This is a genomic window from Streptococcus sp. (genome assembly GCF_030825805.1).
Taxonomy (GTDB): Bacteria; Bacillota; Bacilli; order Lactobacillales; family Streptococcaceae; genus Streptococcus.
Window position 1 is genome coordinate 26,085 of record NZ_JAPJPF010000005.1, and the last position, 19,573, is coordinate 45,657.

At 42.4% G+C, this 19,573-nt stretch carries 19 protein-coding genes and 1 other annotated feature; of the genes, 16 read left to right on the forward strand and 3 right to left on the reverse strand.

Annotated features, from left to right (window positions below; translation table 11 throughout):
- The first annotated feature begins 17 nt into the window (after nt 1-17).
- The 13 genes from RCH62_RS01610 to RCH62_RS01670 all read left to right on the forward strand — a co-directional run bounded on the left by RCH62_RS01610 (nt 18) and on the right by RCH62_RS01670 (nt 13,628).
- Nucleotides 18-284 carry a DUF3165 family protein gene (locus tag RCH62_RS01610; RefSeq protein WP_023026447.1) on the forward strand — a complete coding sequence of 89 codons (267 nt, stop codon included), beginning with the start codon at nt 18-20 and terminating at the stop codon, nt 282-284.
- A gap of 164 nt (nt 285-448) precedes the next feature.
- Nucleotides 449-1,801, forward strand: a complete 1,353-nt coding sequence (murD, locus tag RCH62_RS01615) for a UDP-N-acetylmuramoyl-L-alanine--D-glutamate ligase (protein ID WP_306474466.1) — start codon at nt 449-451, stop codon at nt 1,799-1,801.
- A 1-nt stretch (nt 1,802) separates the two neighbouring features.
- On the forward strand, nt 1,803-2,873 hold the full coding sequence (locus RCH62_RS01620) for a UDP-N-acetylglucosamine--N-acetylmuramyl-(pentapeptide) pyrophosphoryl-undecaprenol N-acetylglucosamine transferase (protein WP_306474467.1): 1,071 nt from the start codon (nt 1,803-1,805) through the stop codon (nt 2,871-2,873).
- Nucleotides 2,870-4,087 carry a cell division protein FtsQ/DivIB gene (locus tag RCH62_RS01625; protein WP_306474468.1) on the forward strand — a complete coding sequence of 406 codons (1,218 nt, stop codon included), beginning with the start codon at nt 2,870-2,872 and terminating at the stop codon, nt 4,085-4,087. Before RCH62_RS01620 ends, RCH62_RS01625 begins: the two co-directional genes overlap by 4 nt.
- 141 nt (nt 4,088-4,228) lie before the next feature.
- On the forward strand, nt 4,229-5,581 hold the full coding sequence (ftsA, locus tag RCH62_RS01630; protein ID WP_048789764.1) for a cell division protein FtsA: 1,353 nt from the start codon (nt 4,229-4,231) through the stop codon (nt 5,579-5,581).
- A gap of 15 nt (nt 5,582-5,596) precedes the next feature.
- Nucleotides 5,597-6,874 (forward strand): cell division protein FtsZ, encoded by a 1,278-nt coding sequence (ftsZ, locus tag RCH62_RS01635; RefSeq protein WP_306474469.1) that lies wholly within the window; start codon nt 5,597-5,599, stop codon nt 6,872-6,874.
- 2 nt (nt 6,875-6,876) lie between these two features.
- Nucleotides 6,877-7,545 (forward strand): YggS family pyridoxal phosphate-dependent enzyme, encoded by a 669-nt coding sequence (locus tag RCH62_RS01640; protein ID WP_306474470.1) that lies wholly within the window; start codon nt 6,877-6,879, stop codon nt 7,543-7,545.
- 9 nt (nt 7,546-7,554) lie between these two features.
- Nucleotides 7,555-8,184, forward strand: a complete 630-nt coding sequence (sepF, locus tag RCH62_RS01645; protein WP_306474471.1) for a cell division protein SepF — start codon at nt 7,555-7,557, stop codon at nt 8,182-8,184.
- A 1-nt stretch (nt 8,185) separates the two neighbouring features.
- Nucleotides 8,186-8,446, forward strand: coding sequence for a YggT family protein (locus RCH62_RS01650; protein ID WP_006596781.1), 261 nt, complete (start codon nt 8,186-8,188; stop codon nt 8,444-8,446).
- Nucleotides 8,443-9,231 carry an RNA-binding protein gene (locus RCH62_RS01655; protein ID WP_306474472.1) on the forward strand — a complete coding sequence of 263 codons (789 nt, stop codon included), beginning with the start codon at nt 8,443-8,445 and terminating at the stop codon, nt 9,229-9,231. Before RCH62_RS01650 ends, RCH62_RS01655 begins: the two co-directional genes overlap by 4 nt.
- A 9-nt stretch (nt 9,232-9,240) precedes the next feature.
- A complete protein-coding gene (locus RCH62_RS01660) occupies nt 9,241-10,080 on the forward strand; it encodes a DivIVA domain-containing protein (protein WP_306474473.1) in 840 nt (279 codons plus the stop codon).
- Nucleotides 10,071-10,287 (forward strand) — a binding site (T-box leader). It overlaps the preceding gene by 10 nt.
- 52 nt (nt 10,288-10,339) lie before the next feature.
- Entirely contained in the window at nt 10,340-13,132 is a 2,793-nt protein-coding gene (ileS, locus tag RCH62_RS01665) for an isoleucine--tRNA ligase (RefSeq protein WP_306474474.1), read from the forward strand.
- A gap of 61 nt (nt 13,133-13,193) precedes the next feature.
- Nucleotides 13,194-13,628 carry a GNAT family N-acetyltransferase gene (locus RCH62_RS01670; RefSeq protein WP_219075053.1) on the forward strand — a complete coding sequence of 145 codons (435 nt, stop codon included), beginning with the start codon at nt 13,194-13,196 and terminating at the stop codon, nt 13,626-13,628.
- An 81-nt stretch (nt 13,629-13,709) separates the two neighbouring features.
- Here the strand turns inward: RCH62_RS01670 and RCH62_RS01675 are convergent, their stop codons facing one another.
- The 3 genes from RCH62_RS01675 to RCH62_RS01685 form a co-directional block, all read right to left on the reverse strand.
- The gene (locus tag RCH62_RS01675; protein ID WP_006596776.1) at nt 13,710-14,012 is read right to left on the reverse strand and encodes a DUF1827 family protein; all 303 of its coding nucleotides are present in this window, start codon (nt 14,010-14,012) and stop codon (nt 13,710-13,712) included.
- Nucleotides 14,013-14,079: 67 nt separating this feature from the next.
- Nucleotides 14,080-14,529: an NUDIX hydrolase gene (locus tag RCH62_RS01680; RefSeq protein WP_219075054.1), complete on the reverse strand. Its 450-nt coding sequence runs from the start codon at nt 14,527-14,529 to the stop codon at nt 14,080-14,082.
- Between the two features lie 258 nt (nt 14,530-14,787).
- Entirely contained in the window at nt 14,788-17,055 is a 2,268-nt protein-coding gene (locus RCH62_RS01685; RefSeq protein ID WP_219075055.1) for an ATP-dependent Clp protease ATP-binding subunit, read from the reverse strand.
- 229 nt (nt 17,056-17,284) lie between these two features.
- Between RCH62_RS01685 and RCH62_RS01690 the strand changes: the two genes are divergently transcribed.
- From RCH62_RS01690 to RCH62_RS01700, 3 genes are all read left to right on the forward strand, one after another.
- Nucleotides 17,285-17,515 (forward strand): DUF1797 family protein, encoded by a 231-nt coding sequence (locus tag RCH62_RS01690; RefSeq protein WP_006596773.1) that lies wholly within the window; start codon nt 17,285-17,287, stop codon nt 17,513-17,515.
- 156 nt (nt 17,516-17,671) lie between these two features.
- Nucleotides 17,672-18,526 (forward strand): bifunctional methylenetetrahydrofolate dehydrogenase/methenyltetrahydrofolate cyclohydrolase, encoded by an 855-nt coding sequence (locus tag RCH62_RS01695; protein WP_285338150.1) that lies wholly within the window; start codon nt 17,672-17,674, stop codon nt 18,524-18,526.
- Between the two features lie 132 nt (nt 18,527-18,658).
- A complete protein-coding gene (locus RCH62_RS01700; protein ID WP_306474475.1) occupies nt 18,659-19,513 on the forward strand; it encodes an NAD(P)H-hydrate dehydratase in 855 nt (284 codons plus the stop codon).
- Nucleotides 19,514-19,573: the final 60 nt, after the last annotated feature.

The window sequence follows — 19,573 nt, forward strand, 5'->3', positions numbered from 1 at the left end:
AAGAAAGGAGTGACAAAATGGTTTATTTAATTATAGGTATTTTGATCCTCCTTTTTTACCTTTTTGCAGCTCCAAAGAGCATCAGAGGAACTCTGAATGTAGTTACCCTAGTCGTATTGTTGGTCTCTTTGGTCATCCTCCTTTGCTTAGCGATTTTCCAAATTTTCCAATTGCCTTCAGAATTTTTTGTGGGCGCCTTCCTTGCTTTTGTAGGCTACCTGGCCCTCGTTGATATTTCGCGATTGCCGACCAAGTCTTCTAAACGCTTGGATAAATCAGAATAAACAGGAGAGCTTGTCTCCATAAAATAGAGTTGTTGTGATATAAAATCATGGCGACTCTTTTTTTATGAAAGATGCTGAAGAGGTCATTTTTGCTGTCTTTAGACTTTTTAATTTGTCTAAAAAAGGGTAAAATAGAAGGTGAACAAATTGGAGAGAAAAATGCTATGAACGTCATTGAAACATTTAAAAATAAAAAAGTCCTTGTTTTAGGATTGGCTAAGTCTGGAGAATCTGCAGCACGACTACTCGATCGCCTAGGAGCTATCGTAACGGTGAATGATGGCAAAGCCTTTGAAGAAAATCCTGCAGCCCAAAGCTTGCTGGAAGAAGGAATCAAAGTCGTAACAGGAGGACATCCTTTGGAACTCTTGGATGAAGACTTTGCAGTGATGGTGAAGAACCCTGGAATTCCTTACACGAATCCTATGGTTGAACGGGCCCTTGAAAAAGGCATCCCTGTTTTGACCGAAGTTGAATTGGCCTACCTCATTTCAGAAGCACCCATCATCGGAATCACTGGTTCAAACGGAAAAACAACCACCACTACCATGATTGGAGAAGTATTAACGGCTGCTGGACAAAACGGTCTCTTGTCTGGAAATATTGGTTTTCCAGCTAGTCAAGTCGCTCAAACAGCGACAGCTAAAGACACATTGGTAATGGAATTATCTTCTTTCCAATTGATGGGGATTGAAGCTTTTCATCCAGAAATCGCAGTCATTACCAATTTGATGCCGACCCACTTGGATTACCATGGATCTTTCGAAGGCTATGTAGCTGCAAAATGGGCGATTCAAAAGAATATGACTGCCAAGGATTTTGTGGTACTAAACTTTAACCAAGATCTAGCCAAAGACTTGGCTCAGCAAACAGAGGCTACTGTGGTGCCATTTTCAACCCAAGAAAAGGTAGACGGAGCATATTTAGAGGATGGTGTCCTTTACTTCCAAGGTGAAGCCGTTATGCGAGCAGACCAAATCGGAGTACCAGGTAGCCACAATGTAGAAAATGCTTTAGCTACTATTGCAGTTGCCAAACTTCGTGGCATTGACAATCAAACTATCCAAGAAACCTTATCAGCCTTTGGCGGGGTGAAGCACCGCTTGCAGTATGTAGCTGAGATTGAAGGGGTGAAATTCTACAATGATAGCAAGTCTACCAACATCTTAGCAACCCAAAAAGCCTTGTCTGGCTTTGATAACGCTCATGTCATTTTGATTGCTGGTGGCTTGGACCGAGGCAATGAGTTTGACGAATTGGTGCCAGATATTACTGGTCTTAAAAAAATGATCATCCTTGGAGAGTCTGCTGAACGGGTGAAACGAGCAGCGGATCAAGCGGGTGTGTCCTATCTAGATGCGACGGATGTGGCAGACGCAACGCGCAAAGCCTTTGAATTAGCTGAGCCGGGCGATATCGTCTTGCTTAGTCCAGCCAATGCCAGTTGGGACATGTACGCGAATTTTGAAGTACGGGGCGATGAGTTCCTTAAAACAGTAGAAGAGTTGAAAAATTAATATGAAAAAAATAGTATTTACAGGGGGAGGTACAGTTGGGCATGTGACCTTGAACCTTCTCCTCATCCCTCGCTTCATCGAGGATGGTTGGGAAGTTCATTATATTGGAGACAAGAAAGGGATTGAACACCAAGAGATTTTGAAGTCTGGTTTGGACATCCATTTCCATTCGATTGCGACGGGCAAGTTGCGCCGTTATTTCTCTTGGCAAAATATGTTGGATATCTTCAAGGTCTTCTGGGGAATTCTCCAATCAATTTGGATCATGCTTCGTGTACGGCCACAGGTTTTGTTTTCTAAAGGAGGCTTCGTTTCTGTTCCTCCGGTAGTGGCTGCACGACTCTGTTTTGTTCCTGTATTGGTCCATGAATCCGACCGTTCCATGGGCTTGGCCAATAAAATTGCCTATAAGTTTGCGACAAAAATGTTCACAACCTTTGAGCAGCCGAAAAGCCTAGTGAAAGCCCAACATGTGGGAGCTGTGACCAAGGTTCGTCAGGAACAACTTCCAATCCCACAAGAATTGGAAGCAGTATTTGCTCAATTTGATCCACAGTTGCCAACCCTCCTCTTTGTGGGTGGCTCTGCTGGCGCGCGAGTGTTCAATGAGTTTGTCACAAAATATCGAGAAGCCTTGTTGGCAAGCTACAATGTCATTAATTTGACAGGGGACTCCTCTTTGAATGAACAAGCACCTCATCTTTATCGCGTGGATTACGTGACGGATCACTATCTTCCTTTGCTCCAAAAGGCAGACCTAGTAGTGACTCGTGGTGGTGCCAATACGATTTTTGAACTCTTGGCCATGAATAAGCTCCATATCATCGTTCCCCTAGGGAAAGAAGCTAGTCGGGGAGATCAGATTGAAAATGCTCAATATTTTGTGGAAAAAGGCTATGCAGAAACCATCGCCGAGCCAGAATTGAGCATGGATCGGTTGCAAGAAACGATGGATAAAATGTTCCAAGGGGCAGAAAGCTACCATCAAGCGATGAAGGCTTCGAATGAATTGCTTTCCTTGGATGAATTTTACAGTCTAGTTCATCAAGAAATTAATAAAAGGAAAAAATGACGGATAAGAAGAACCAAAATACTCCTAAAGAAGTCACAAAGCTCTCTGAATGGCAGAGACGAAACCAGGAGTATCAAAAAAAGAAACAATTAGAAGAGCAAGAAGAAAAAGAAAAGAAGGCACAAGAAGAGAAGGAAAGACAGGAACTTCTGAATCAAAAAACTCCCTCTGAAGATCCAGAAGCAGATGGGCAAGATGGCGAGTCTGCAGAAGTAGAGGAAGATGAGAATGTAGCTGATCTAGCTGAGGAGGAAGTGCAAGAAACACTTCCTGACGAAACAGATGAAGAGGATGAAGAAGAAAAAATCATCTACCTAACAGAGCCTTCAGAAGATAGGTTCGAAGATGAGGAACTAGCGAAGAAGGCTAAAAAGGAAGGTCAGATTGCGAGACGTCACATCTATCGAGCTATTCCTGTTTTGGTGATCAGTACCTTGATTGCAGTCTTTTCTGCCTACCTTTTAACACCCTTAGCTAAGCAAAAAATTATCGAATTCTCAGGGAATAAAAATGCGGATCAGACCTTGTTGTTTGAAAAAAGCCGCATCCAAGATCGGGATTATACCTTGACAACCTTTTTAAATCGGGATCGCTATCTTGCCAATATGAAGGCGGCAAGTCCATGGGTCAAAGATATTTCGATGACTTATGCCTTCCCTACGACGTTTAAGGTTCAGGTTGAGGAATACCAGGTCTTTGGTTACTATGTGACGGAGGAAGATCACTATCCTATATTAGAGAATGGGGAAGTGGTAGAGACACCAGTTGCTGCGGATCAGCTTCCTAAGACTTACCTAGCCGTTCGTTTTTCTGATCGAGAATTGGTCCGACAATTCGTCAAACAATTGGGGAAAATACCATCTTCTGTGCGCGATAAAATTGAGTCAGTGGACTTGACACCGAGCAAGGTGACTAAGGATTTGGTGACACTGACCATGAAGGATGGCACTAAGGTCCTAGTACCGGTATCTCAAATCAAGCGTAAATTGCCATATTACCATCAAATTCGCAAGCTAATTGAAGATGACAGTGTCATTGATATGGAAGCCGGTATATATAGTTACAATGCAGAAACAATGGCCACTTTAGCTCTGGAAAAGAAAGAAAAAGAAGAAGGGGAAGGGAACAAAACAGAAGAAGCTGATGCTAACTCGACAGATTCTGATGAGAGTGCAGTCGTAACCGAGCAACACGAAGAAGTTCCCGCTGAGTAAACCCTCATAAATTATCTGAAATAAATAAAGAAAATATGCCCACTATGGGCATTTTTGTGTTATAATGAAATTTGGATAGTTCTAACTAAAATGGAGCTATTAATTGACGTATAGGAAAACAAAAGAGAGAGGACTGGTGTAATGGCTAGAAACGGCTTTTTTACAGGTTTAGATATCGGTACTAGTTCAATAAAAGTATTGGTGGCAGAACATGTCAATGGAGAAATGAATGTAATTGGAGTCAGCAATGCAAAAAGTGCTGGCGTCAAAGATGGAATTATTGTTGATATTGAGGCTGCTTCTAATGCGATTAAAAGTGCAGTAAGCCAAGCAGAAGAAAAAGCAGGAATTTCAATCAATCTTGTGAACGTTGGGTTGCCAGCGAACCTTCTTCAAATTGAAGCAACTCAAGGAATGATTCCTGTAACCAGTGATTCAAAAGAAATTACGGATGCAGACGTTGAAAATGTTGTCAGATCTGCTTTGACAAAGAGTATGACTCCAGACCGTGAAGTCATTACCTTTATTCCAGAAGAGTTCACAGTTGACGGTTTCCAAGGAATCCGCGATCCACGTGGAATGATGGGAATCCGTTTGGAAATGCGTGGTCTCTTGTATACTGGTCCTAGAACTGTCCTCCATAATTTACGGAAAACAGTTGAACGTGCTGGTTTGCAAGTTGAGAACATCATTATTTCACCACTTGCAATGATTAAGTCTGTATTGAACGAAGGAGAACGTGAGTTTGGTGCGACCGTCATTGATTTAGGTGGAGGACAAACGACAGTAGCTTCTGTTCGAAATCAAGAACTTCAATTTACAAATATCTATCAAGAGGGTGGCGATTACGTTACCAAAGATATTTCTAAAGTATTGAAAACTTCTCAAAAATTAGCAGAAGGCTTGAAGTTCAACTATGGAGAAGCTTATGTTCCATCAGTTGGTGATGAAGTCTTCCACGTTGAGGTGATTGGTGAAGTAGAACCTGTCCAAGTATCTGAAAAATATTTGGCAGAGATTATTTCAGCTCGGATCAAACACATCTTCGACCAAATCAAACAAGATCTTGAAAGAAGACATTTGCTTGATTTGCCTGGAGGAATTGTCATCATCGGTGGTGGTGCTATTCTCCCTGGTATTGAAGAATTGGCGCAAGAAGTCTTTGGTGTAAATGTGAAATTGTACGTTCCAAATCAAATTGGAATCCGCAATCCAGCTTTTGCCCACGTGATTAGCTTGTCTGAATATGCTGGAAATCTCACAGATGTAGATATTCTTGCTCAGGCTGCTGTACATGGAGACCAACGTCTTCGTCAGCAACCAGTTCAGTTTGAACGACCAGTACAGCAACCAGTTGTTCCAGCATATGTACCGGAAGAAATTGAGCCTGTAGTTAACGTCGAGCAACAACATCCAGTTGAAGAACAAAAACAAGAAGAAAAAACTACCTTTACAGACCGAATGAAGAATTTAATCGGTAATATGTTTGATTAAGGAGTGTAAGTATTTATGACATTTTCATTTGACACAGCAGCGGCACAAGGTGCAGTTATTAAAGTAATCGGTGTCGGTGGTGGTGGCGGTAATGCCATCAACCGCATGATTGACGAAGGAGTTGCTGGTGTAGAATTCATCGCAGCAAACACAGACGTACAAGCACTTTCAAGTGCAAAAGCAGAAACAGTTATCCAATTGGGTCCTAAGTTGACTCGTGGTTTGGGTGCTGGAGGTCAACCTGAGGTTGGTCGTAAAGCCGCAGAAGAAAGTGAAGAAGTATTGACAGAAGCTTTGCAAGGTGCAGACATGGTCTTCATCACTGCAGGGATGGGTGGAGGATCTGGTACAGGTGCTGCACCAGTTATCGCTCGTATTGCTAAAGCTGTTGGTGCTTTGACAGTAGCCGTTGTGACGCGTCCTTTCGGATTTGAAGGAACAAAACGCGGAAACTTTGCAATCGAAGGGATTAATGAACTTCGCGAACATGTGGATACTTTGTTGATTATTTCTAACAACAACTTGTTAGAAATTGTAGATAAGAAAACACCACTTCTCGAAGCATTGAGTGAAGCAGATAATGTCCTTCGCCAAGGGGTTCAAGGAATCACTGACTTGATCACAAGCCCAGGATTGATTAACCTTGACTTCGCTGACGTGAAGACTGTTATGGAAAACAAAGGAAATGCCTTGATGGGTATTGGTGTTGGGAATGGTGAAGAACGTGTCATTGAAGCAGCTCGTAAAGCTATCTACTCACCACTCCTTGAAACAACCATTGACGGTGCTGAAGACGTGATCGTTAACGTTACTGGTGGTTTGGATATGACCTTGATTGAAGCAGAAGAAGCTTCTGAAATTGTGAACCAAGCAGCTGGTCATGGCGTAAACATTTGGCTAGGTACATCCATTGATGAATCAATGAAAGATGAGATTCGCGTAACAGTTGTTGCAACTGGTGTTCGTCAGGATAAGGTAGAAAAAGTTAGTGGAATTGCATCTCATGCACCAAGTTCAGCTCGTTATTATCAAACTGGCCCACGTGAACAACGCCTACAAACTCCACAATTTGATCGCAAATTTGATTTGAAGGAAGAAATCGAAATGCCTACTCCTCAATCACGTTCCAAACAAGAAACACCTCGTGGATCTGCGTTTGGAGATTGGGACATTCGTCGTGAAAACATTGTACGTCAGTCTGATACTAGCACTGGTCGTCAAGTTGAACGCTATGTGGATTCTTCTTCAGAAGATGATGAGTTGGAAACACCACCATTTTTCCGTAATCGTTAAAAATGAATCTGATTGAAAATAAAGAGCGTATATTCTCGCAGGTTGCACAAGCAATGGAAACAGCAAACCGCACTGATCAGGTGAATGTAATTGCTGTTACTAAGTATGTTGGTATCGACCAAGCTAAGGCTCTGGTTGATACAGGAGTCCGTCATATCGGTGAAAACCGTGTTGATAAATTTCTAGAAAAATACCAAGCTCTAAAAGATGAGGGACTCACCTGGCATTTGATTGGTAGTCTCCAACGTCGTAAAGTAAAAGAAGTTATCAATTATGTAGATTACTTCCATGCTTTAGATTCTATGAAGCTTGCCCAAGAAATTCAAAAAAGGGCGAGTCACCCAATTAAATGTTTTATACAAGTCAATATTTCTGGAGAGGAAAGCAAGCATGGATTTGCTCCTGAAGAGCTCGATGCGATTCTTCCTAAACTAGAAGGCTTGGATAACCTACAAATTGTTGGATTAATGACGATGGCTCCTTTTGAGGCAAGTCAGGACGAGTTGCAAGCCATATTTGCAGCAACTCACCAACTTCAAAAAGAATTACAAAAGAAACAGTTGAAAAATATGCCCTTTACAGAGTTAAGCATGGGAATGAGTCGTGATTATGATGTGGCGATTGCTAACGGTGCGACTTTTGTGCGAATTGGGACCTCATTTTTCAAATAGGAAAGAATTATGTCATTTAAAGATAGATTTGATCGATTGATTGATTATTTTACTGAAGATGGAGATGAGTACGATGTGCAAGAAGCGCCTGCTCAAGCAGTCGGAGCTAGCCAACCTGTAGCATCCCCTAAACCAGTACAACCATCATCAAAACCACGTCAAAAAGCTGTGGTAGCTGCCAAGGAGCAGAAACCTACTCCTGTTGCAGCTAGTCGTCCACAAGTAGCTTCTACAGCAGTGGTTGAATCAGCTTCATCTCAAAAATCATCTCCTGAAAATATTACTCGACTTCATCAACGTCAACAAGAGTTGGCAAGAAATCGTTCTGCTGCAGATGAAAAGATTACAATTGATGTTCGCTATCCTCGTAAATACGAAGAAGCAACTGAAATTGTTGACTTGTTGTTGGCAAACGAAAGTATTCTTATTGACTTCCAATATATGACTGAAGTTCAAGCAAGAAGATGTTTGGATTATTTGGATGGTGCTCGCTATGTATTAGCCGGGAATCTACGTCGTGTTGCGAGTACTATGTACTTATTAACACCAATCAATGTCGTTGTGAATATTGAAGACATTCGCCTTCCAAATGATGTCGAAGTTGCTGAGTACGACTTTGATATGAAACGAAATCGTTAATATGTTTGTCCTACAATTAGTTAGAAATTTCTTTCAGGTTTTTGAGCTAGTACTAATCATCTATGCTTTGCTTAGTTGGTTTCCAAATGCATCAGAATCGGCTTTAGCTAAAATGGTTCAACGGATCGTCGAACCATTTTTGAGCCTATTTAGAAAGATTCCTTTGCAATTTGGTGGGTTAGACTTTACAGTCATGTTTGCCTTACTTGCTCTATCCGTAGTGGAACGGTTTGTCCTTCAATTTTTGGTGCAATTTATATGACCAAGGGATTTTATCAACACTATAGTCCAGAAGACCACGTCTTTATCGATCGAGTTCTAGAATTAGTAGATCGGGTGGAGCAACAGTATAGTTTTGAACTGACTTCCTTTTTAAATCCACATCAGGTTGATATTTTACGACAAATTGGTGCCCACCATGGTTTGCAGGTGTTTTCAAGTGCAGAAATCTATCCTACAGAATATGCACGAGTGATTCTGGCTCCTAGCTACTATCAGTTAGAGGCATCTGATTTTGAAATAAGCCTGTTAGAAGTTCTTTATCCGGATAAGTTTTATCGGTTAAGTCACTCTCAAGTTTTGGGTTCGCTTCTCCATCAATTAGGCATAGAAAGAAAGTCTTTTGGTGATATTCTAGTTGGACAAGGGAAGATTCATATCTATGTGGATGAACGTTTCTCCTCCTATTTTAAAGAGAATCTTAAGAAGATCGCAAAGGCATCTGTGAAGATTCGTGAGATTGACTGTCGAGAACCTATCACCGTAGACGAACCGTCCAAACTCAAAGATCTATTGGTTACTAGTGTTCGACTTGATAAACTAGTAGCTTCTACATTTAAACTTGCTCGGTCTGTAGCTGTTCAATTGGTTCAGTCTGGACAGGTAAAGGTAAACTATGCCACTATTGATAATCCTAGCCGGATGATCCAAGTAGCAGATTTAATTAGTGTTCGAAAGTATGGCCGATTTAAAATACTATCAGAAAATGGCCTATCAAAAAGTGGAAAATACAAATTAACGGTTGAAGTATTTTCCAGTAGAAAATAAGGAGGAACTATGGCACTTACAGCTTTAGAAATCAAAGATAAACGCTTTTATGTAAAATTTAGAGGCTACGATGCTAAAGAAGTTGAAGAGTTTCAAGACATGGTCTACCGAGACTATGAAAAATTAGTTCGTGAAAATCATGAATTGGAAACAAAAATTAGTGCGTTGGAAGAGCGCTTGAACTACTTTGACGAAATGAAAGACTCTTTGAGTCAATCAGTATTGATCGCTCAAGATACAGCAGAACGTGTGAAACATGCGGCAAATGAACGCTCAGAAACAATCGTTCGTCAAGCGGAGCAAGATGCTCACCATTTAGTTGAAGAAGCAAAAGCAAAAGCAAATGAAATTCTTCGTCATGCTACAGACAATGCCAAAAAAGTTGCTGTAGAAACGGAAGAATTGAAGAATAAGACGCGTGTCTTCCACCAACGCTTGAAATCAACTATCGAAAGCCAATTGAGCATCATTGATACACCAGAATGGGATGAAATTCTTCGCCCAACTGCTATGTATATTCAAACAAGTGATGAAGCTTTCCGTGAAGTAGTCGAAAAAGCTTTGGAAGAAACAGTTCATCATAACTACGATGATGAAGCAATTGATTTGACTCGTCAATTCTCACGCGCAGAAATTGAAGAATTGCAAAAACATATTGAAGCTGTAAACCGTGAATTGTCTGCGACTCAAGCTTTTGAAGGATTGAATGAAAAAGTGAAAGAAGCATTGGAAGAAGCAGAAAAAAATCATGAAGATCAAGATTCTATTGATGTTGTCTTAGAAACTCCTGAAGTTGATGATATCGATGCTCCAGAAGAAGGACAACGTGAATCTGTTTCAATCTTATAATCTGTAAAAACAGTGACCTTATCAAATAGTTTTAGCGAGCAGGTGATGGTGGAAGACTTGCACTTCCTTTGTTAAGGTTGATCCTTTTACAAATTTTAGTGGTGAAATGAGTAACCACTAACGCTGGTCAGCGTTAGCGACAAAAGAGGAGAAAGAGAGTACTCTCTTTCTTGAATGAAGGTGGTACCACGACTTGTCGTCCTTTTTGGCGAGGTCGTGGTCTTTTATTTTGTAGAATTATTTTTTTAGAGGAGACACCATGAAACTCAAAGAAACACTGAATTTAGGGAAGACAGAGTTCCCGATGCGGGCTGGTCTGCCTACAAAAGAGCCAGTTTGGCAAAAAGAATGGGAAGAAGCAAAGCTTTATCAACGCCGTCAAGAATTGAACCAAGGAAAACCACATTTCACCTTGCATGATGGCCCTCCGTATGCCAACGGAAATATCCACGTAGGACACGCTATGAACAAGATCTCAAAAGATATCATTGTTCGTTCTAAGTCTATGTCAGGTTTTTATGCACCGTATATCCCAGGTTGGGATACTCACGGTTTGCCAATCGAGCAAGTCTTGGCCAAACAAGGTGTCAAACGCAAAGAAATGGACTTGGTTGAGTACTTGAAACTTTGCCGCGACTACGCTCTTTCTCAAGTAGATAAACAACGTGAAGACTTCAAACGTTTGGGTGTTTCAGGTGACTGGGAAAATCCTTATGTAACTTTGACGCCTGACTATGAAGCAGCGCAAATCCGTGTCTTTGGTGAAATGGCTAACAAAGGCTATATCTACCGTGGAGCGAAGCCAGTTTACTGGTCTTGGTCTTCTGAGTCAGCTCTTGCTGAAGCGGAAATTGAATACCATGATTTGGTTTCAACATCTCTTTACTATGCCAACAAGGTCAAAGATGGTAAAGGTGTCCTTGATACAGATACTTACATCGTTGTTTGGACAACAACTCCATTTACCATCACAGCTTCTCGCGGGTTGACTGTTGGTGCTGATATTGATTATGTCTTGGTGCAACCAGCTGGCGAAGCTCGTAAGTTTGTGGTCGCTTCAGAATTGTTAAATAGCCTGTCTGAAAAATTTGGCTGGGTGGATGTTCAAGTGTTGGCAACTTACCGTGGTCAAGAATTGAACCACATCGTGACAGAGCACCCATGGGATACTGCAGTAGATGAACTTGTTATCCTGGGTGATCACGTTACAACAGACTCCGGTACAGGTATCGTCCATACAGCCCCTGGTTTTGGTGAGGATGACTACAATGTCGGTGTTGCCAATGGTCTCGAAGTTGCTGTAACTGTCAATGAACGCGGTATCATGATGGCCAACGCGGGTGAGGAATTCGAAGGTCAATTCTATGACAAGGTTGTTCCAACAGTTATTGAAAAACTTGGTAGCTTGCTCCTTGCTCAAGAAGAAATCTCTCACTCCTACCCATTTGACTGGCGTACGAAAAAACCAATCATCTGGCGTGCTGTGCCACAATGGTTTGCTTCAGTATCTAAATTCCGTCAAGAAATCTTGGACGAAATTGAAAAAGTCAAGTTCCACTCAGAGTGGGGTAAAGTCCGTCTGTACAACATGATCCGTGACCGTGGCGATTGGGTTATCTCTCGTCAACGTGCTTGGGGTGTCCCACTCCCAATCTTCTACGCTGAAGATGGCACACCAATCATGACAGCTGAAACCATCGAGCATGTGGCTCAACTCTTTGAAGAACATGGTTCCATCATCTGGTGGGAACGGGATGCCAATGACCTCTTGCCAGAAGGATTTACCCATCCAGGTTCACCAAATGGTGAGTTCAAGAAAGAAACAGACATCATGGATGTATGGTTCGACTCAGGTTCGTCTTGGAATGGAGTTGTGGTCAACCGTCCAGAACTCAAATACCCAGCTGACCTCTATTTAGAAGGTTCAGACCAATACCGTGGTTGGTTCAACTCATCACTCATCACATCTGTAGCCAACCATGGTGTCGCACCATACAAACAAATCTTGTCACAAGGTTTTGCTTTGGATGGTAAAGGTGAGAAGATGTCTAAATCTCTTGGAAACACCATTGCTCCAAGCGATGTTGAAAAACAATTTGGTGCAGAAATCTTGCGTCTCTGGGTTACCAGTGTAGACTCAAGCAACGACGTGCGTATCTCTATGGATATCTTGAGCCAAGTTTCTGAAACTTACCGCAAGATCCGTAACACGCTTCGTTTCTTGATTGCCAACACATCTGACTTTAACCCAGCTGAGGATGCAGTCGCTTACGAAGAACTTCGTCCCGTTGACAAGTATATGACCATCCGCTTTAACCAACTTGTTAAGACCATTCGTGATGCTTATGCAGACTTTGAATTCTTGACAATCTATAAAGCCCTAGTGAACTTTATCAACGTTGATTTGTCTGCCTTCTACCTTGACTTTGCCAAAGATGTTGTTTACATCGAAGGAGCTAAGTCACTAGAACGCCGTCAAATGCAAACAGTCTTCTATGATATTTTGGTGAAAATCACCAAACTCTTGACACCAATCCTTCCTCACACAGCCGAAGAAATCTGGTCTTATCTCGAGTTTGAAGCAGAAGAATTCGTTCAATTGTCAGAATTACCAGAAGCTCAGACTTTTGCCAACCAAGAGGAAATCTTGGATACTTGGTCAGCCTTCATGGACTTCCGTGGTCAAGCTCAAAAAGCCTTGGAAGAAGCGCGTAATGAAAAAGTGATCGGTAAATCTCTTGAAGCTCACTTGACAGTTTATCCAAACGAAGTGGTGAAAACCCTTCTTGGAGCTGTTGATAGCAATGTAGCACAACTCTTGATTGTCTCTGAATTGACCATCGCAGAAGGACCAGCTCCAGAAGCTGCAGTGGCCTTTGAAGATGTAGCTTTCACAGTTGAACGGGCTGCTGGTGAAGTTTGTGACCGTTGCCGTCGTATCGACCCAACAACGGCTGAACGCCACTACCATGCAACCATCTGTGATCACTGTGCAAGCATTGTAGAAGAAAACTTTGCGGATGCAGTAGCAGAAGGATTTGAAGCCAAATAATAAGAAATGAAAAAGTCGCAGGGAGTGAGTCTCCTTGCGACTTTTCAATAAAGAGGAACTGATGTGGTACCAGAAAGAATTTAAAGAACTAGAACTAAAAGAGTTTTACGAGATTGTTCAATTGCGTTTGGAGACCTTTGTCGTGGAACAGACAAGAATCTACAATGATCTTGAGGCTATTGATCTTAGAGCTCTTCACCTTTTTCATCAAGATGCGAAAGGACGCGTAGATACCTATGCACGTATTTTTGAGACGGGGGGTAGGGTTCATTTTGGCCGAGTTGCTGTAGCCAAAGACAGTCGTGGCCAAGGACTGGGATGGGCTATGGTGGAGCAGATTTTGGATCTGTGTGAACAGAGCTTTCCTGGGCGGACCATTGAAATTGAGGCCCAAGAACAGGTAGTTGGCTTGTATGAAAAGCTAGGTTTTCAAAGGGTAAGCGAGCCTTTTATCTTGGCTTCTACCCCTCACGTAAAAATGATCTATCAGAAATAAAACATCCGTTCATCTCATTATCGAGGTGAACGGATGTTTTTTTGAAAAAGATAGCAAAGAAAAAAGTAAGGTAGAAGAACCTTACTTAGCAATTGGGAAAGAAATTTCGATCAGTTTATCAGAGTAGAGGGTCTTTATAGCAGATTGGTCAATGATTTGAAGATCAATCTTGCGTTTTAAAAAGAACTCACGAATTTTTTCAACTTCTGTTTCACGAATGGCACGGTGTTTGTTACTAATCAGCAATTCGTAATGTGTAGGAGCTTTGGTAAAGATAACGTCGGTGTTACCAGCTGAATAGACCTCAACAAGGGTAGCATCGGTACTTTCTAATTGACTTTTGACCAGAGTAGCATGACTATTTGTTGTATTCATAAGCTTCATGTGAGATCCTCCTAAGCTCTTTCTCCATTTATTATAGCACTTTTTTTTATTTTGTGAAAGAAGTCGCTTACAATTTTTGGGCAGATTTCCACATTTTGATGCCCCACTTATGACTTCCTCTTTTTAATCTGTCAATGGCTTCGTCGATTGGGAACCAAGCAATGTTATTGAAATCCTCTAGCGGTTTTTGAGCTTCTACAAAGTCAGTTACTTCATAGATATAGGCAGGATTATAGTAGTGGGTGTCGCGGTGACTAGAATAGAAGTACTCGTCTGCTTGGCCATAATACTCGCCGATGGTCGCAGTGAAACCCAATTCTTCGATCAGTTCGCGCTCGAGTGCCAAGAAATGATCTTCTCCTTCCTCGATTTCACCACCTGGTAGGAACCAAGCTCCATTTGGTGCTTGGACTAGGATGATTTTATCCTTGGCTGGATTTGGAATCACCGCATAGACTCCATAACGATTGACATAGTCAACATTTTCTTCTTTTGTCCCAAAAGTTGCAACAGTCATATTAAAACTCGCTTCTTATTTTTTTATCATTATAACATAGAAGGACATAAAAAGCAGTAGGAGATAAAAATAAGAGAGTGGGACAGAAATCGGTAATTCGTTAGAATTCGATTTCTGTCCCACCTCCGCACAGTTGAGTAGGGCTGTAAAAGCTGATGAAATCAGCGTAGTAGAGCCCACTCAACCACTGCGTCTTGCTCGACAATCCAAAGACAATTGAGAGGCTAGGACTTCTGTCCTAGCCTCTTTTAAATGCGTTTATTCAGTTACTTTTTCTGCCTCGTTTGCAGGTTTGGTCTTTCCTTTAATGCAAATCTTTCCATTGCTGGTCATGACAGCCTTCAGATCTTTTTCACTAGGATTTTCTAGGTAGTAATCTGTAATGGCATCTTCGATATAGTCTTGAATGGTGCGTCGAAGAGGACGAGCTCCCATTTTCGGATCGTAGCCCAAATCAACCAATTTTTCCTTGACCTTATCGGTAACATCGAGGTGAATATCATTGTGGGCCAGGCGTTGATTGACATCATCGAGCATAAGAGTGACGATTTGAAGGAGGTTTTCCTTAGACAAGGCTTTGAATTCAATAATACCATCAAACCGGTTCATGAATTCTGGACTAAAGAAGTTTCCAAGTTCACCTAGGATCGAATTGGTACGACCTTCACGAGCTGCCCCAAAACCGACGTTAGCCTCCGCTTTTCCAGTTCCCGCATTGGAAGTCATGATGATAATGGTATCTTTGAAGCTCACTGTTCGTCCTTGACCATCTGTCAAGCGACCATCATCTAAGACTTGAAGGAACATATGCATGACATCAGGATGGGCCTTTTCTACCTCATCTAGAAGAATAAGAGAGTAAGGGTTGCGACGTACTTTTTCAGTCAGCTGACCAGCTTCTTCATAGCCAACGTAGCCTGGAGGGGCACCGACCAATTTGGCAACGGCATGTTTCTCCATGTATTCGCTCATGTCAAAGCGAATCATACTGTCAGCAGAACCGAAGAGTTCGATGGCCAATTGCTTGGACAACTCGGTCTTCCCGACACCAGTTGGTCCAACAAAGAGGAAGCTACCGATTGGACGGTTTGGCGTTCCAAGTCCTACCCGATTACGACGGATAGCCTTAGCAATTTTTTCAACAGCCTCATCTTGGCCGATGACATGAGCTTTTAAATCAGCAGCCAAATTAATCAATTGAGACTGTTCTTTTTCTTTCAAATCTCCAACTGGAATATTGGTCTTTTGCTCGACAATATGTTCGATAGTCTTTTCGCTAATGACGGGCGTATCTTGGTCGGTGACCTGTTGCCCTTGCATTTCTTTGTACTTAGCGATTTGGTCACGGAAGTAGGCTGCTTTTTCGAAGTCTTCATCCCGCGTCGCTTGGGCCTTGAGATTTTCGGCTTCAATTAAGCGCTGGTCAATGACTTTGGGATCGACAAAATTGAGGGTCAAATTCATCTTAGAGCCTGCTTCGTCCAAGAGGTCAATGGCCTTGTCGGGCAAGAAGCGGTCTTGGATATAGCGATTGGAGAGGAGTGCTGCAGCTTCTATTGCACCATCTGTGTAGTGGACGTGGTGGTAGTCTTCGTATTTCTTTTGAATGCCTTTAAGGATGGTAATGGTTTCTTCAACCGTTGGTTCATCCACCTTGACTGGTTGCATCCGGCGTTCAAGAGCGGCATCTTTTTCGATAATACGATACTCATTGAGTGTTGTGGCACCGACTAATTGCAATTCACCACGAGCGAGAGCCGGTTTGAGGATGTTTCCTGCATCCATGTTGCCATCACCTGCAGATCCTGCTCCTACAATTTCATGGATTTCATCGATAAACAAAATCACATCTTCCCGCCGACGGATTTCTTCCATTAATTGTTGCATCCGTTCTTCAAATTGTCCACGAATCCCAGTCCCTTGAACGAGGCTAACAACGTCTAGACGAATGACTTCCTTGCCTTGTAATTTATAAGGGACATCGCCATCGACAATCTTCTGGGCCAGGCCTTCTACGACAGCTGTTTTTCCGACACCAGGTTCTCCAATCAGAACAGGGTTGTTTTTGGTTCGGCGGTTTAAAATTTCAATAACTCGGAGAATTTCGTCGTCACGGCCAATGACTGGATCAATGTCCCCACGGCGAGCGATTTCAGTAACATTAATTCCAAACTCTTCTAGGAGTCCTTTCGGTTGTTGTTTGGCTTGAGGTCTATTTGGTCCAGTAGCTCGACCGTTCCCATTTTGTCCGTAGCCATTTCCACCCCCATAGCCTCCTCCTGATTGGGTCGGTGGCGTTTGAGGTTCTTGGGGAGCTTGGAAGTTGCCCAGTTGATTGAAGAAATCTTCAAAAGGATCCCGCCCTCCGCGATTTTGTTGGTTTAATCCTGCCAGGAGACTATTGTTAGGATCGGTTTTCATAATTTGATAGCAGTTCTGGCAAAGGTCTACTTGTTGTTGGTGACCATTCACATTCGTATAAAGATGAATGGTTGAATCGTTTATTTTACAGTTTTGACAAAGCATTCTCTTACCTCTTTCTCTAGGGTAAAAAGTGTAGAAACTATTGGTCAGAAATAGTCAAACTTTTATAGTTTCATTATATCAGTATTCTAAAAGTTTGCAAGAATTTAGTATGAAGTCCGGTTTTAGGCATGGAATAAAGAGGAAAAAAGCGGAAAAGTTGATTTTTATTGGAATTTCCTCCTTCTTTTATGATAGAATAGGAGAGTAGAAAGTAAATAGGAGAATCAAAATGGAATCACATTTGGTACGAATTATCAGCCGTTTGGAAGCAATGACAAAAGACGGTGGAAACTTAAAACGTAATTTTGAACGTGAAGGAGTTGTAGTTGCTGAAGTAGCCTACAACTATGATGAAGAAAATGGATCAGTATTTACTCTTCGTGATGTAGAAGCGCGTGAGACCTATACATTCGATAGCATTGACTTAATCGCAATGGAAATCTACGAATTGTTGTACTAAGAAGTATCAATCAAGAGTCTAGACCATCTAGTCTCTTTTTTGTTGGAAGAAAATGGTTATAGTTTCTTCTTATAACCTTGTCTAATCAAGAAGTGTTAGGAGCAGGTTCACAAATCTGATATAATAGAGAAGATATTGAATAGAAAAGAGATTGAGATGACACATGTAATTGATGGGAAGGCATTAGCAGTAAAATTGCAAGGGGAATTAGCAGAAAAAACCGCTCGCTTAAAGGCTGAGACTGGTCAGGTCCCGGGCTTAGTAGTGATTTTGGTGGGAGAAAACCCAGCTAGCCAGGTCTATGTCCGCAATAAAGAACGGTCAGCTTTGGCAGCAGGATTTCGAAGTGAAGTGGTTCGACTGCCAGAAAGTATTTCCCAGGAGGACTTGTTGGCCCTCATTGACCGCTACAATCAGGATCCACTCTGGCATGGAATTTTAGTCCAGTTGCCTCTACCAGCCCATATCGACGATGAGGCAGTCTTGTTAGCCATTGATCCGGCTAAGGATGTCGATGGCTTCCATCCTCTCAATATGGGACATCTTTGGGCAGGAAATCCGATCATGGTCCCCTCTACACCAGCAGGGATTATGGAAATGTTTCGGGAATATGATATCGATGTTGAAGGGAAAAATGCAGTCGTCATTGGCCGTTCAAACATCGTTGGGAAACCGATGGCCCAGCTTCTCCTAGCAAAAAATGCAACGGTGACCTTGACCCATTCGCGGACTCATCATTTGGCTAAAATTGCTAGAAAAGCCGATATCTTAGTGGTGGCAATTGGTCGTGCCAGATTTGTTACAGCTGACTTTGTCAAAGAGGGAGCGGTCGTTATCGATGTCGGAATGAACCGTGACGAAAATGGGAAGCTCTGTGGAGATGTGGACTATGAACAAGTAGCTCCTCTGGCTAGTCACATCACTCCGGTTCCAGGTGGCGTTGGTCCTATGACGATTACCATGCTCATGTCTCAGACCTATGAGGCAGCTGTTCGGGCTTTGAAAAAATAGGCGAACTTGGATGGATTCGGGACAGTGTTTGTAGCTGTAGAATGTTTAGAAAAATTTTTAAGGTAGGAACTTCGCTTCCTGCCTTTTTTTAGCCTAAACGTGGTAAAATAGAGGGAGAAAGAAGGGACGCTTATGTTAAGAGTTGACCAAACATTGCTGCAACAAGTTATCCTTAGCCGTCATTCAGACTCCTATAAGGGAGACTATGGGCGTCTGCTCTTGATTGGAGGGACCTATCCCTATGGTGGAGCCATTATTATGGCAGCCCTCGCAGCGGTTCATAGTGGAGCAGGACTTGTCACGGTAGCGACAGACCGAGAGAATATCCCTTCCCTTCATAGTCAGCTACCTGAAGCCATGGCATTTGCTGTGACGGACCAAGAATTATTGGCTGAGCAAATCGCAAAAGTAGGCGTCATTTTATTGGGACCAGGACTCAATGCCAATGAGCTAGGGGGACACCTTGTAGAACTTGTTTTTGAAAGAGTTCAACCTCATCAAGTGCTCATTCTAGATGGTGGGGCCATTAGCCTCTATACTCGCTTAGGACTTTCTCTTCCTCCAGCTCAACTGGTCTTTACTCCTCATCAAAAAGAATGGGAGGCCATGTCCGGGCTAGCAATCGGAGATCAAGGGGAAGAAGCAACAAGGCAGTCTCTGTCCCAACTTCCTCCAGCAAGTATTTTAGTCCAAAAGGGTCCTCAGACTAAGATCTGGCAACAAGGGCAGACAGATTATTACCAACTATCGGTTGGAGGCCCCTATCAAGCAACGGGTGGTATGGGCGATACTTTAGCAGGGATGATTGCGGGCTTTGCGGGTCAATTTCCGCAAGTTGGACTCTATGAGCGCGTGGTAGTTGCCAGTCACCTTCATTCGGGCATTGCAGACGATTTGAGCAAGAATGCCTACGTGGTTTTACCGACCGCGATTAGTAAAGAAATTCCAAAATGGATGAGGGAAATTTGCCTTTCCAACTGCCAATAAAAAATCAAGTCTCAGATGATGAAATCTGAGGCTTTTTCCGTAGGTAGAATCAGATTTTTC